The organism is Pseudomonas sp. URMO17WK12:I12 (assembly GCF_000514395.1).
Classification (GTDB): Bacteria; Pseudomonadota; Gammaproteobacteria; order Pseudomonadales; family Pseudomonadaceae; genus Aquipseudomonas; species Aquipseudomonas mucoides.
Map to the genome: position 1 here is coordinate 1 of NZ_AZVV01000014.1, position 14,215 is coordinate 14,215.

The window sequence follows — 14,215 nt, forward strand, 5'->3', positions numbered from 1 at the left end:
TGTCGGCTCGCAAAGTCCGGGACGTGATCTGAAAGCTGCGCAGTACAGCAATCGCTGTTTGCCCTGGCGTAACGGCGTGCCCCCCACGGAAGAACAAATCACGACGGCATTCGACGCCAAGGGCAATTTGCTGGAGCTGGATCAGGGGCGTTTTTTGACGTGGGACCTGCGCAATCAGTTGCAGTCGGTCAGCCCGGTGGAGCGCGATTCCGGACGCAATGACGTTGAGTCCTACCTCTACGATGGCGGTGGCCAACGGGTACAAAAAATTCGCTCGTTGCAGACCCATGCCAGAACCGTGATAGCCGAAGTGCGTTACTTGCCAGGGCTGGAACTGCGTACCGACAGTGGCACCGGTGAGAGGCTGGAAGTCATCACCGCACAGGCTGGCCTTAATTCCGTTCGGGTGTTGCACTGGGAAAGCGATCCACCGCCCGGCATCAACGATCAGTATCGGTACACCCTGGTCGATCACCTGAATTCCTGCACGGTGGAACTGGCTGACGATGCACAAGTCATCAGCCGGGAAGTTTTTTATCCCTTCGGTGAGACCGCGTGGTGTGCCGACACAGATGCCGTTGCAGTCGACTACAAAACCATTCGGTATTCAGGCAAGGAGCGGGATGCGACGAGGCTTTATTATTATGGGTTTCGGTACTACATACCGTGGCTACAGCGTTGGCTAAATCCCGATCCGGCAGGTGCGGTGGATGGTTTGAACCTGTATCGAATGGTTAGAAATAACCCTGTCACGTTGATCGATATCGATGGACGGAAGCCTGATAAACCGAATACCCCCCCCGCACCTCCAAGGCCACCTTCACTAGCCCTGCCACCTCCACCACCGCCTGGTTTCGGCCCAGTGCCGCCAGGGCCATCAGGGTCTGGGCAAGCCGCGCAGGCTCATAGGCTTTTTGAGCCAATTGTATTGGCGCGTCCGCAAATGCCAGCGAATCAGGCCTCAACGACATGGAAAACAGGTGACTATGTCGACACGGCCCAGCTGGCCAACACGATCAGTCAACTATTTGGTGTATCGGTTCGCCCTATAAAAGTAGTGGATGTAACACACGAAGAACTTTTTGAAAAAATCAGGTCTGTTCCTGGCAATGAAACGATGCAGTTCAACCAGGAAGAACTGCGTGCCAATCCTGCCGCCTGGACGTCGCCAGACGGAATAATTTATATGGGAGTAACCGCACCGGATTATTCTGAAAATGGTCAGCTTGATAGAGATAAAATTCGCTCGACGATTGTTCACGAAGCCTTGCATGCTTCTTCGCACGGACATATAGGTTTTCAGCAAGAGACGGATACGTCTGTCAGTAACAGTAATTATGACGAACACATTACCGACTACTTTGCCCATCAGGTCTTCAATGATATGTACCCCGGAGCGTTGTACAAAACGGGTTATTTCACAACGAGCGTAGGTGGCGAGGCTCAACATTGGGGCGGGAACATGGCTAAATTCATGATCGATTCCGGCCATGTGACAAGGAGCGAATTACAAAGCGGCTATTTTCAGACAGGCAGATTGAATCCGTTACCTAGCCAGTTGTTAGACAAATGGAAAACCTTTGCAAAGCAAAATAGAAATCCATTGAAAATGTGATTTGGCATGACATCGGCAGAAAAAAGCCCCCGCCCAACCCGCTGCGGATAGGAGACGCAGCGGGCTGGACGGGGGCTTTTATTTTGCTGAACGCTTACTGCGCGATGGTTTTCACCGACACGCCGCGCTCGATCGGGGTGGAGCGACCGTAGATATCTTCGAACCGCTCGATATCGTCTTCACCCAGGTAGCTGCCCGACTGCACTTCGATGATCTCGAGTGGAATCTTGCCCGGGTTACGCAAACGGTGGACCGACGCGATCGGAATGTAGGTCGACTGGTTTTCGCAGAGCAGGAACACGTTGTCGTCGCAGGTCACTTCAGCGGTGCCGCTGACCACGATCCAGTGTTCGGCGCGGTGGTGGTGCATTTGCAGCGACAGGCACGCACCCGGTTTGACCGAGATGTGCTTGACCTGGAAGCGGCCGCCCATGTCCACCGAGTCGTAGGAACCCCACGGACGATAGACTTCGCAGTGGTTCTGGGTTTCGCTGCGACCCTGTTCGTTGAGGGTGTTGACCATCTGTTTCACGCCTTGGACCGAGTCCTTGTGCGCAATCATCATGGCGTCCTTGGTTTCGACCACCACGATGTTTTCCAGGCCGATCACCGACACCAGTTTGCCGTTGCCGTGGATCATGCAGTTTTTGCTGTCCTGGATGACCACGTCGCCTTTGGTGACGTTGCCGTTGGCGTCTTTTTCATTGACTTCCCACAGCGACGCCCAGCAACCGACATCGCTCCAGCCAGCGGTCAGCGGCACGACGCAGGCACGCTGGGTTTTTTCCATCACCGCGTAGTCGATGGAGTTGTCTGGGCAGCAGGCGAAGGTGGCTTCGTCGAAGGTGATGGTGTCGGCATCTTGCTCGCTGCGTTCGAGGGTCAGCAGGCAGGTGTCGTAGATGTCCGGGTCGTGCTTTTTCAGTTCTTCGAGGAAGCGGCTGGCGCGGAACAGGAACATGCCGCTGTTCCAGAAATAACCACCGGATTCGACATATTCGGTGGCGCGTTTGACGTCAGGTTTTTCGACGAAGTGCGAAACGCGGCTGACACCTTCCGGCAGCAGCGAATCATTGGTCGACTTGATGTAGCCATAACCGGTTTCCGGTTTGGTGGCCGGCACGCCGAACAGCACCATTTCGCCGTTTTCCGCGGCGACGGTGGCCAGGGCCAGGGCGCGTTGCAGGGCTTTCTGGTCTTCCAGCACGTGGTCGGCCGGCAGCACCAGCATCAGCTCGTCACGACCTTCATTGACCAGCATCATCGCGGTCAGGGCCACGGCCGGCGCGGTGTTGCGACCGAACGGTTCCATCAGGATGCGCTGGGCTTCGAGTTTGCGGTTACTCAACTGCTCGTTGACGATGAAGCGGTGGTCCTTGTTGCACACCACGATAGGGGTGTCCATGCCTTCGAACACCAGGCGTTCCAGGGTTTGCTGGAACAGTGTGTGTTCGCCGGTCAGGGCAAGGAATTGCTTGGGAAACTGTTTACGCGAAAGCGGCCAAAGACGTGAGCCGCTACCACCTGACAAGATCACCGGAATCATGTTGTTACTCCTTTAAAATCGATTGGTTAGAGCTACGAACGTTCTGTCGTTTCACTCTTGTTGTTGTCTCGTTCTGAACGCTCACCTCGGCCCCTGTGGGAGCCTGGCTTGCCAGCGATGCAGACGACTCGGTTTTTCAGATTCACCGAGGTGATGCCATCGCAGGCAAGCCAGCGCCCACAGAGAGCCGGGTCAGTTCAGAGAATTGATTAGCGCGTCGACACCGGGCGTTTTACCCAGACTGGCGACAGGCTGCTGCCGTTGCCGGTGACGTACAGCACGGCCGCTTCACCGCGTTCCAGGGCAACCGGTTTTACATCGCCGACTTTTTTGTCGCCTTCAAACAGCGCCAGGCTGACTTTCACCGGGTTGATCTCACGCTCGCCACGGCCCTTGGCGGCCACGCTTGGCACTACGTCGGTCTTGCCGTCAGCGGTTTTCAGGGTCAGCGGCTTGTCGCTCAGGTTCTGCAGACGCACCAGGGACTTCTGCTTGTTCTTGAACGGCGGTTCTTCAATCAGTTGCGGCGCGCCGGAAGCGTTGTTGACCAGGGTGTAATAGTGGTCACCGGCGAGTTTCACCGGCAGGGTCTGGCTGCCGACCTTGGCGCTGTAGTCGCCGCCCGGCATGAAGCTGAAGTCGGTGCTGGACAGCGGTGCGACGTCGCTCAGGTTAGTGGTGCCGACGGTGGCGCTGACTTCAGCATTACCGGCGTTGTAGACCCGTACGAAGCTCGAGCCTTTGGGTGCGGTCGGGCCGTAGAGTGCGGCGTCGCCACCGGCGAAGGCGTGCATCGACAGAACGCTCATGCCAGCGACAAGAGCGAAAGTCTTAGCGAGACGGCGAGGAGTAGTAGTGAAAGTCATGGTGTACCTCTCTTTCAGTTTTGCGCCCGGTCGGGCGTCTCGGATTTAGTGTTTGCGGCTACGTTTTGTTGGCGGGCGCCGGCTTCTTTGAGCTCTGCGACCCACTGCGGGTCGGCGTCGCCGATTTCGTTGTTCACAGGCAGATAGCGTTCAGGAAACTCCCAGATCAGCACCTGTGGCGGGCTGTTCTTGAAAGCATCGCTTTTCAGGTAACTGAGCATCGGCAGGATCGGGCCGTGGCCGTCTTCGGCGTAATTGACCACATCGCTGCGCAGCGCTTGTTTCAGTGCGCCGACGAAGTTCCAGTTCGGGTTGGCGCTGTAGCTGGTGCCGATCAGGGCCACCGGCACTTCAGTGTTGGCGAACAGGGCGTCGTCACCGGCCGGCTGATCGCCAGCCGCCACGGTGTTGCGCTTCTGCAGCGGTTCTTGCGCCGGCATCAGGTTTTCGAACAGCGGGTCCAGCGGCAGGAACAAGCGCAGGTCGCCTTTGTGCGTGACTTTCTCCGCAGGTGTAGTGACGAAGTTTTGCGGTTCGCCGCTCAGCGGGAGTTTGTCGGCGATGGTTTTGGCCAGGGTCTCGGCGGCGACTTGTGCGCCTTCCGGCGTCCAGTGAGTGTCGGTGCGCAGGAACACTTGCTGACCGTTCTGCTTGGCCTTTTGCAGCGGGCCGAGCAGGTCGGGGGCGAGGATCTTGTCGGCCGCGACACGGTCGTGGAAGTCCTTGTAGAGGTTGGCGTGAATGCTCGAAGGCTTCACCTCACCCAGGTGTTCCGGGTACAGGCGGGTCTTGGCCGGCACGATCGCCATCACCAGTTGCACGCCTTGCTCTTTCAGGGTCTGGCGCACGCCTTCGACCAGCGCGTAGTTGCCTTGCAGGTTCAGCTCTTCGTTGACGATCGGGTTGAACTCTTCATCGCTATAGAGCCACTGATCGCGGCCGAGCACGACGCCCGGACGACCTTCGTTGAACAGTTTGAAATCCAGCGCGGCCCAGAGGTTGGTGCCCAGGCGCTTGATCGGAAACTCGTCGTCGTAGTGCGTCTCCACGGCTTTGGTCCAGCGGCCGTTGAGCACCGTGGTGTCGGCACTGGTGCTGAAACCAAAGAAGCTGCGCGTGGACCACAGGCCCAAGACCAACAGGGTCAACAGGAACAGGGCGATGTAGAAGATGCGTAATGAGCGGGTCATGGTCAGATCCCTCAGAACTGGAAGTAAAGGAACGGCGAGAAGCTTTGCGCCGAGAGTTTGAAAATCGAAGCGATGAACAGCAGCAGCACCAGGGCGCGCATCACGTAACGCGACCAGTCAGCGGTCCAGTAGGCCGGTTGCACGGTGGCTTCGACGCCAACGGTGTAACCCGGTTGGTGGATGCTGGCCGGGTTGTCGCCCGGTACGGCTTTGATCGTTCCAGGGGTCGCAGCGGCAGGACCATCGGTCTCGACGTTGACGGCAGGCTTGGTCTTCTCTGGCGGACGGTTAGTGTAGAAATCACGGATGCCGAAGAACGCCAGGGTCACGTAAGCCACCACCAGGGTTGCCACCTGCAGGCCGGTGAGGCTGGCCTGGTTGAGTTCCGACAGCGACCATTCGCCGAAGCTGAACATCGCGCCGTACATACGGCCGGCAACGTGCAGGTTTTCCGAGCGGAAGATCACCCAGCCCATCACCACCAGCAGGAACGTCAGCGCCCAGCGGATCGGGTTGATGCTGCGCGGCGAGGTGTTCAGGCCCAGCGCTTTTTCAATCGCCAGCCACATGCCGTGCCACGCACCCCAGACGATGTAGGTGATGTTCGCGCCGTGCCACAGACCACCGAGCAGCATGGTCAGGAACAGGTTGCGATAGGTCATCAGTGTGCCTTTGCGGTTACCGCCCAGCGTGATGTACAGGTAGTCACGCAGCCAGGTGGAGAGGCTGATGTGCCAGCGACGCCAGAACTCGGTGATCGACTGGCTGATGTACGGCTGCTTGAAGTTTTCCATGAAGCGGAAACCCATCATCAAGCCCAGGCCGATGGCCATGTCGCTGTAGCCGGAGAAGTCGAAATACAGTTGCGCGGTGTAGGCCAGTGCGCCGAGCCAGGCATCGCCCGTGGTCGGGTTTTGCAAGGCGAAGCAGTGGTCGGCGACGACGGCGAGGGTGTCGGCGATGAAGACCTTTTTGATGAAACCCTGCATGAACCGCGTGCAGCCCTCGGAGAACTTGTCGAGGGTGTGGGTGCGGTTGTTGAACTGGTCGGCAAGGTCGCGGAAACGCAGGACCGGGCCGGCAATCAAGTGCGGGAAGATCGCCACGAACGCTGCAAAGTCGATCAGGTTGCGGGTCGCTGGGGTGTCACCACGGTAGACGTCGATGATGTAGCTGATGGACTCGAAGATGTAGAACGAGATCCCGATCGGCAACAGCACGTGGGTCAGGATGAACGGCGACAGACCGACTGAGGTCATCATCGCGTTGATGCTGTCGACACCGAAATTGGCGTACTTGAAGTAGCCCAGGATGCACAGGTCGACGGCGACGCCGAGCAGCAGCCAGCGCTGGGCCGGTTTGGTCCGCACGCCCGCGGCACCGACTTTGAGGCCGATCCAGTAGTTCCACAGCGTGACGGCGGCGAACAGCGCGAGGAAGTCCACGCGCCACCAGGCATAGAACACGTAGCTGGCGATCAGCAGCAGCAGGTTGCGATAGCGTATTCCGCTCAAGTAGTACAAGCCGAGAAAGATCGGCAAGAACAGAAACAGGAACACATTGGATGAAAATACCATCCCGATCTCTCCATGTTTAACCAACAGTCAAGGGCCGCAGCCCCCCCAAACCCCCCACCGAAATCCGGAGGGCGTAACACACAAAACTCAAACTTGACGCTAAACCTGTGGGAGCGCGCTTGCCCGCGATAGCGGTGGGTCAGTCGACATCAATGTTGAATGTCAGACCGCCTTCGCGGGCAAGCCCGCTCCCACAGGTTTTGTATTTTTCCTAGGAACCCTTGTTGCCTTTTTCATTGGCCGGGTCGTAGACCTTGGTCAGATCCCCACCGAGGCGGAAGGTCTTGAACGGCTGCATCTTGTGTTTCTGTTGCAGCACATCCGGCGCGCAGGTGTAGAGCGTGCAGAACGGTTCGAGCCAGGCGAATTTCGAGTCGATCTTGAGATCGGTCATGTCCTGTTCCTTGCCGTTCTTCTTCTCGAAGATGTCCGGGTCTTTAATCCCGGCCAGTACCTGATCACCCAGGCGTTTCAGCGCGCCGTTGTTTTCCTGGCGCAAGTCCACACCGTTGACCTGAGCGAAACTGGCGATCATCGCCAGAGGCGGCAACGCGTAGTTGTGGTAGGCGAGGGCGCGTTGCTGGCGCTTGAGTTCGTTCGGCAGGAAACCCTGCGCGTCGACCTGATTGGCGCCGACCTTGTATTCCTTCACGGCCCAGTCAAACAGGTCGCGGCGGTTGGTTGCGACCGACGTGGCCATCACCGACCAGGCCGCCCAGTACGAGTGATTGTTGGTTTTCTCAAGCGGCAGGTTGTCCCAGTCGCTGACCACCTGATCGGCCATTTTGCTGAACCAGGCTTCGATCATCTGCGACTCTTGCTGATGGTTGGCCAGCGGATGCGAGTCGGAGAACTTCAGGCGGATGTACGACGACGCCATGCTGCCCAGTGCCCATTTGCGCATGGACTTGCCGGTGTGGTTGAAGTCCTTGGACATCAACGCATCGGCCTTGGCCCAGGCGGTCAGCCAGGTCAAGGTGCATTCGAGTTGTTCCGGGCGACCGTCACGCATGAATTGCATCACGCGCTTGCTGGTGCCGCGTTCGATCTTGGTGATGTCGGCGGTGCTGTCGCGGAAGGCTTTTTCCGATTGCACGTTCAGGGTCGAACGGGCCTTGTCGGAGCCTTCGTATTTGCTGCGAAATTGCAGCGAGCCGGTGTACGGCGTCGGCATCGCATCACAGCCTTCACTGCTGTCGCCGGTTTTGACTTTTTCAATCGGCGCGAAGTAACCCTGTGGCGGGCGCAGGGGCGCGGCAGCCTGGGTGGCGCCAGCGAACATCGCCAGGGTCAGTAACGATGGCGCGAGCAGATTTTTCAACGTTCGGTTTCGCATGGCAGACCTCATTGCCCGGCCTGAGCAGTTCGCTGCTCAGCACTCGGGAACACGTTGCGTTTGCAGATTTTCGCTTCGACTTTTTGCGGCGCGGCACCGGCTTCAGGGCCCTGGACTTCGACGGCCAGCAGATTCTGCGAGGCCCAGTCTTCGTCTGTGCGCAACTCAAAGGCGAAACGCCCGTCGGTGTCGGAGGTTTCCGGTTTTTCGATTTTGATGTCCTCGTGGCGACCGTTCATGTACCAGAGGGTGGCTTGCAGGGTTTTCACCGACGGATCGGCGAAGCGGATGTCGACCTGGTGGCTGCTGTTTTGCAGGTTCAGGTTTTTGCTGTTGACCATCAATTCGTTCTTGCCCGGCTTCAGCGTGGTGCTGCCGGACAGTTGTGCATCCTTGCCTTCGCAACCGTTGTCCAGCAGCGCCATCATCTGGCGGTAGATGGTTTCCTGGTCGAGGCGATAGAGCGGCGAGAACTCCCAGATCAAAATCTTTGGCGGCTTGGTCTGGAATTCTTCGCTGCCCAGGTACTGCAGCATCGAACCTTCCAGGCCACCGCCGGGGAACGCCACGTTGAGGATGTCGGCGCCGATGGCCTCTTCGAGGAAACCGGCGAAGTTGTAGTTCTTGCCACTGTGGCTCGTGCCTACCAGGGTGATCTCCGGATTGCCGGCGTCGCTGAACAGATCGCCGTCGGCGGCTTCGCCCTTGGGCTCGGTGGTGAATTGATCCATGTACTGGATCGCGTAGCTGGTGCCACAGAGTTGACCGGCCATGTTGTGCAATGTTCCGGTCTTGCCCATGCGACCCGACCTGTGGGTCTCGAATTCGCGTTTCGGAATGCCGGCAAACGCTGGAATCTGCTTGACCTTTTCCGCGACGATTTTCGCGGTGCGCTGGGCGCCATACGGCGTCCAGTGTTGGTCGCCGCGGAAGTAGAAGTCGTGGGCGGGCAGGGTGTCGGGCAGCGATTCGTTGGTCAGTGGCGACAGGTCCGGCACGACGTAACCCATGGCGGCGAAACGCCCGAGCATGGTCTTGTAGTTCTTCAATGCTTTGTCGAAATCGTACTTGGCTTTTTCTTCCGGGTTGAGCTTGTTGCGGTTCACCAGGCCACGAGTGGGTTGATAAACAACAACGAGCTCCACGCCTTTGCTCTTGAACGCATCGTGCAGTTCTTTCATGCGTTTGTAGCCGGCGGGGGAGGTGTCGAATTCGGTGCGCAAGTCTTCTTGCGTACGGAACAGCCAGTCGCCCTGAGCCTGCACCAACGTGGTGAAGTTCTGTTGATAACGCGTGGTGTAATTCTTCGCGTCATGGGCTTCGGGGCACAGGTTGCAGCACGGTTCGGCAGCAAACTTCGGCGCTTGAGCGTCGTCCGCACGAACACCAGCGCTGGCCGCGAGAATGCCGGCGGTCAGGGCCGACAGGCTGAGTAATTTGATCAAGTGTGGGTGCATAAAATTATCCTCAGTCCCGCATTTCGGTCTGGCGTTCGACAGGGTCGATCAGCACGGCTTTCTGCTGGCGCACCAGCAAGTCGAGAATTTCATCCTGACGCTCGCCCAGAATCCCGCTGAAGCTGATGCCGCTGGATTTGGTCGGGGCGAGCATGGACACGCGATACAACTCGACGCTCAGCGGCGAGTCGATGGACAGCGGGCCACTGCCGTTGCCGGCCAGTTCACCGCCGACCACGATCAGCGAGACTTCGGCGTCGAACGGGTCGAGCTTGATGTCGCGGTCGGTGTCGCTCAGGTCCTTGATGTGGCCGTAGACGCCGGTCAGGCCGTTGGCCAGGGACAGGTTTTCATAGAGGCGGATGTTCACGCTGTTACGAATACGGATGCCGTGGCGTTTGTTGCTGATCACCTTGTTGCCGTAGATCAGGTTGTCGGCACTCTCGTAGAGGGTGATGCCGTCGGTGTGGTTCTTGTAGATCTCGTTGTAGGCGATCAGGTTGTTCACGCTGTTACGGTCGATCACCAGGCCCGACAACTTGTTGTCGTAGCTGCGGTTGTTGAAGATGAAGCTGTCGTTGACCTCACGGGAAATAATGATCCCGTGCTTCTTCTTGGTCCCGTAGACGGTGTTGTCGGCAATGATCAAACGGTGCGAACGGTCATGCGGGTCGATGCCGTAGACGATGTTGTCTTTGTAGGTGTTGCCTTTGACCACGAAGTCGCGGGTTTCGTAGCAGTAGAAGCCGTACCACATGTCCGAGAACTCGGAACCGACGATCCAGCCGGTCGGCTCAGGTCGCTTCAAGACCTTGGCCATGTTCGGCGTGTACTGGGAAATACTCACGCCGTAGGACTTACTGTTGGCGTAGCCGAAACTGGCGATCTTGCTGTTGGCAATGTAGGTCTCGGTGCCACCCCAGGACAGCAGGAACGGACGGAATTCCTTGGGCGAGGTGAACGTCGCCGGGCCGTTGTCCTTCTCGCGCCAGCCGGTGATCTTGGTGTCACGCACAAACAGCTGGCCGTCGTTGACCAGGAACGAACCGGCCTCTTGGGACAGACGCAGTTCCTGGGTCTGCTTGTCGATTTCGAGGATGCCGTGACGGCCAACCACAATCGGCAACTTCGCCAGGAACACCCCCGGCGAGGTTTCGCTGAAGTACTGCTTGGGCAGCTTCTTCGCCAGGTCCTTGAGGTTCATGTAGCCGTCGTCGACAAAGATTGCCTGCGGGATACCGTGCTGACGCACCACCCACTCGGCCATCTTGTTGTCGCCACCGATGAAGTCCTTCAGGGCGTCTTCCTGCATCATCCGGCGCACGCTGATCTTGCCGGCCTTGGTGCGCACGATTTTTGCGGCGATGGCTTCGGCGGTATAGCCGGACAGGTCCGGCAGCTTTGGCTTGGCCAGCTCCAGCGGTGCGGTCGGTGCGCTGCTGACGGTGTAGGTCTTGGCCTGTTGCAAACCTTTGGCAATGGTCTCCGGTTGCCCTTTCTGCACGGGCACGACCGGTTCCACATTGGCGAAGGCAGCCGCGCTGGCCAGCAGCATCGCGCCGGCCAGCAAGGAGATCGAACCTCGCTTCGAATTGTTCATGTCGGGCACTCCCTTCGCGGTTCGCATCAGAAGCGCCAGATCACGTCGATGAATGCGCGGTGCATGTACGAATCGACTTCCTTGCCGTACGCATCACCCGGCTTGAACACACCACCACGGAAACGCACGAGGGCCGAAGGCTCGTCGATCGACTGGCTCAACGCCGCCGGCAACAGGCCCTGCTTGAAGTACTTGGTGACGACCAGGTCCATTTCCTGACCGAGGTCTTTTTCGCCATCGTTCAGCGGCAGGGACGTGGTGGAGAGAATCGCGCCGGTCGGGTCGTCGGTGTTGTTCTCGACCGCGTTGATGCCGTTGCTGCCGATCGGCTTGTTGCCGTCGACGCGCCAGAACTTGTGGTAGATCACGCTGGCGTCGTATTCGTCGTTGAGCATCCACGAACCGAACAGGGTAGCGGTCTGCATGTTCTGCATTTCGCCACGGAAGGCTTCGCCGAAACGGTGAACCCGCGAGCGGGTACCGGTGTAGTTCGAGCGGTTGCTTTCCAGGCCGTTCTGTTCGTACTCGGCACTGGCGCGGGCATAGGCGGCACCAACTTGCCATTGCGGATCGAGGCGCAGACGCACGCCGACATCCGTGGCCCAGCCATTGAGGTCTTGGCCGCGTTTGGCTTCGGTCGGAGGCGTGCCATTGGCGTTCAGCGGGTTGACCGTGTCGGTGTCGCCGCTCATGCCGGTGATGCTGCCCCAGTAATTGACGGTGTTGGTGTTGCGCCAGTTATAAGCGTCGCTGTCGGCGGTCAGGCCCAGCCAGGTGAGGTCACCGTTCTGTTTCTTGTCCAGCGAATCGGTGGGTACGCCCGGCTGCGGGTAGTCGAGCTTGCCGTCATCGTGGGTGTGATGAGCACGAATGCCCGCCCACTGCCCCGGCGTCCACTGATACTCCGCATCGGCGTAGACGTGCAGGCGATCCTTGTCTTTTGGAGCCAGCTCCGTGAGGTCGGTGCGGTACTCGCTGAAGCGTTCGGCGACGCCCATGTTGGCGCGCAACAGGGTGGTGTCGAAGGTCCAGTTCAGGGCTTCGATGTTGGTGTCGCGCCATTGGCCGTCGGCGTTGTGCAGGCGTTGGCGACCGAGCTTCAACTGTTCGCCGGGATACGGCGTGAGGCCGCTGTAGCCGACCCAGAATTCGCGCATTGCCAAGTAGTTTTTCTTGGTCTTGCGATCATCGTTGGTGGTCGGCGTGGTGCCATCGCTGGCGGTCCCTTGCAAGGTGTCCGTTTCGATGATGTCAGTGGCGGTCACGGCCTGGCCCATGGCATAGGCGCTCCACGCGCCGCTCTCGCCATAGATCCATGGACGCAGGTCGAGACCGACGCCATTGACGTCGCCGCCGCTCTGGGTGCCGAGGTCGCTGTCGTCCTCGGACTGGCCGGTGACTTTCACTTCGAGGCCGAAGTTTTTGGTTTCAGTGATCGCGGCCAGTGTCGGGCAAGACCAGATCAGCGCGAACGTGAGGCCGATGCCGGCCTTCATGAATGGATTCAACTTCATAGGGATTCCTCGCCGTCTTCTTCTTGCAGGGCGTGCAGTTCCAGCGTGTTCTGGCTCAAGGACCCACGAATGGCCTGTTCTTGTTTCAACAGGCGTTGGGCCTCGGCGAGCTGGGCAGGCGGCAGCTGTGCTTCGAGTGTTTGCGCAAGCTCGGTGGCTTGCGGGGTGTCTTGAGCCTTGGCCAACTGACTGAAGACGTAAGCGTTAAGCGGGTTGGGCTTGGTGCCCTTGCCTTGGGAAAACAGCTGGGCGATGGCGAAGTCGGCGCTGTTCTGGCCGTTGCGCGCAGCGGTCAGCAAGTGATCCAGGGCCTTCTGCGAATAGACTTTGCCCAGGTAACCGCGGCGGTAGATCTGGCCGAGGTAGTAATCGGCGGCGACTTCGCGGCCGACGGCTTTCTGGAAATGTTCTTCGGCGACCTTGGCGTCGGCCGGGACCATTTTGCCTTCGTAATAGAGCTTGCCCAGCAACAGTTCGGCGCGCGGCTGGTCGGCGGCGCGACCGTTGTCCAGGTACTTCATCATCTGGTCGACGTCACCCAGTTCAGGGAAGTCGTAGATCAATTGCGCGAGGGTGACCCACGACGCCGGGTAGCCTGGAGCGATAGGTTCGAGCAGCGACTGCGCGGTTTTCTCGTCGGTCTTGCCCAGGGTCGGGTCCGCGAGTACACGGGCGACGCTGTCGACTCGTTGCGCAGAGACGGTGCCGCGAGCGTGTGCGGCTTGCATCTGCTTGATCAGCTCGGCTTGTTGCTCGGGCTTGGCCTGTTTCTGATAAACCGTGGCCAGTTCGACGTAGCAGATGTCGGTGGTGTTCAGTGCGGCTTTGCAGATGCTGGCGATTTCGTCCAGGTGCTGGTCGTAAGTACCTTGGGTGCGATAGAGCAGCACTTGCGCCAGACCCGCTTCCGGTTTGCCTTCGGCGCGCCATTGGCTGATCTGCTTCTGCGCATCGATGTTGGGAAAACTGTGCGGGTATTGCAGGTACAGCATCGCCAGCGGAATCAGGGTGTTGCCTTCGCCATTGGCCGAGGCCTTTTTCAACAGGCCTTCGGCTTCGTGCTGTTCGGCTTCAGTAGATCCCGGCTTGGCCACCAACAGGCGACCGAGGCGAGCCTGCGCCCTTGGCGAGACATCGGCCGCCGCGCGGTAAGTCGCCTCGGCCTGTTTGATCTGCGCCGGGTCGCGGCTGTCGACCTGAATATCGGCCAGGCCCACTTGAGCCTCGCTGTAGCCGAGGTCGGCCAGTTGCTTGTAATTCTGCTGCGCGAGCGCAGTGTCACCACGCTTGAGGGCTTCGTTGGCCAGACGCTGGTCGGGCAGGCCGGCGCAACCGGCCAGGCTCACTGCCAACGCGATTGCACACACCGCATATCCAGTATGGGAGCGGGCTTGCCCGCGATGCAGGCGCTGCGGTGCATCAGATAAACCGAGTTGATCCCATCGCGGGCAAGCCCGCTCCCACAGGGTTTGTGGTGTTTTCAGGAAACTGATAATCGTCACGGGCATGTCCTC

Annotated in this window: 10 protein-coding genes; 1 reads left to right on the forward strand and 9 read right to left on the reverse strand. The window is 59.1% G+C overall.

All coding sequences use genetic code 11. The features are described 5' to 3' along the window. The coding region (locus tag D882_RS1000000133225; protein ID WP_256218439.1) for an RHS repeat-associated core domain-containing protein at nt 1–1,615 on the forward strand (1,615 nt) is incomplete at its 5' end. A 94-nt stretch (nt 1,616–1,709) separates the two neighbouring features. On the opposite strand, the gene D882_RS0119785 is transcribed toward D882_RS1000000133225, so the two are convergent. The 9 genes from D882_RS0119785 to algK all read right to left on the reverse strand — a co-directional run bounded on the left by D882_RS0119785 (nt 1,710) and on the right by algK (nt 14,203). Next, complete coding sequence (locus D882_RS0119785; protein ID WP_027924835.1) at nt 1,710–3,161, reverse strand: mannose-1-phosphate guanylyltransferase/mannose-6-phosphate isomerase; 1,452 nt, start codon at nt 3,159–3,161, stop codon at nt 1,710–1,712. Nucleotides 3,162–3,370: 209 nt separating this feature from the next. After that, on the reverse strand, nt 3,371–4,027 hold the full coding sequence (locus D882_RS0119790; RefSeq protein ID WP_027924836.1) for an alginate O-acetyltransferase AlgF: 657 nt from the start codon (nt 4,025–4,027) through the stop codon (nt 3,371–3,373). A gap of 14 nt (nt 4,028–4,041) precedes the next feature. Beyond that, complete coding sequence (locus tag D882_RS0119795) at nt 4,042–5,217, reverse strand: alginate O-acetyltransferase (RefSeq protein WP_027924837.1); 1,176 nt, start codon at nt 5,215–5,217, stop codon at nt 4,042–4,044. An 11-nt stretch (nt 5,218–5,228) separates the two neighbouring features. Beyond that, the gene (locus D882_RS0119800) at nt 5,229–6,794 is read right to left on the reverse strand and encodes an MBOAT family protein (protein ID WP_027924838.1); all 1,566 of its coding nucleotides are present in this window, start codon (nt 6,792–6,794) and stop codon (nt 5,229–5,231) included. Between the two features lie 211 nt (nt 6,795–7,005). Beyond that, on the reverse strand, nt 7,006–8,130 hold the full coding sequence (locus tag D882_RS0119805) for a mannuronate-specific alginate lyase (protein ID WP_027924839.1): 1,125 nt from the start codon (nt 8,128–8,130) through the stop codon (nt 7,006–7,008). A gap of 8 nt (nt 8,131–8,138) precedes the next feature. Next, nucleotides 8,139–9,587 (reverse strand): alginate O-acetyltransferase, encoded by a 1,449-nt coding sequence (locus D882_RS0119810; RefSeq protein ID WP_027924840.1) that lies wholly within the window; start codon nt 9,585–9,587, stop codon nt 8,139–8,141. A 10-nt stretch (nt 9,588–9,597) separates the two neighbouring features. After that, on the reverse strand, nt 9,598–11,187 hold the full coding sequence (gene algG, locus D882_RS0119815; protein ID WP_027924841.1) for a mannuronan 5-epimerase AlgG: 1,590 nt from the start codon (nt 11,185–11,187) through the stop codon (nt 9,598–9,600). 26 nt (nt 11,188–11,213) lie between these two features. Next, nucleotides 11,214–12,701 (reverse strand): alginate export family protein, encoded by a 1,488-nt coding sequence (locus D882_RS0119820; RefSeq protein ID WP_027924842.1) that lies wholly within the window; start codon nt 12,699–12,701, stop codon nt 11,214–11,216. Then, a complete protein-coding gene (gene algK / locus D882_RS0119825) occupies nt 12,698–14,203 on the reverse strand; it encodes an alginate biosynthesis TPR repeat lipoprotein AlgK (RefSeq protein ID WP_305809466.1) in 1,506 nt (501 codons plus the stop codon). The genes D882_RS0119820 and algK overlap by 4 nt, the downstream gene beginning before the upstream one ends. Between the last annotated feature and the right edge of the window lie 12 nt (nt 14,204–14,215).

Excerpts from the sequence above, each read along its gene's own strand:
- D882_RS0119785 (WP_027924835.1), bottom strand. The coding sequence starts at position 3,161 with ATGATTCCGGTGATCTTGTCAGGTGGTAGCGGCTCACGTCTTTGGCCG.
- D882_RS0119790 (WP_027924836.1), bottom strand. The coding sequence starts at position 4,027 with ATGACTTTCACTACTACTCCTCGCCGTCTCGCTAAGACTTTCGCTCTT.
- D882_RS0119795 (WP_027924837.1), bottom strand. The coding sequence starts at position 5,217 with ATGACCCGCTCATTACGCATCTTCTACATCGCCCTGTTCCTGTTGACC.
- D882_RS0119800 (WP_027924838.1), bottom strand. The coding sequence starts at position 6,794 with ATGGTATTTTCATCCAATGTGTTCCTGTTTCTGTTCTTGCCGATCTTT.
- D882_RS0119805 (WP_027924839.1), bottom strand. The coding sequence starts at position 8,130 with ATGCGAAACCGAACGTTGAAAAATCTGCTCGCGCCATCGTTACTGACC.
- D882_RS0119810 (WP_027924840.1), bottom strand. The coding sequence starts at position 9,587 with ATGCACCCACACTTGATCAAATTACTCAGCCTGTCGGCCCTGACCGCC.
- algG (WP_027924841.1), bottom strand. The coding sequence starts at position 11,187 with ATGAACAATTCGAAGCGAGGTTCGATCTCCTTGCTGGCCGGCGCGATG.
- D882_RS0119820 (WP_027924842.1), bottom strand. The coding sequence starts at position 12,701 with ATGAAGTTGAATCCATTCATGAAGGCCGGCATCGGCCTCACGTTCGCG.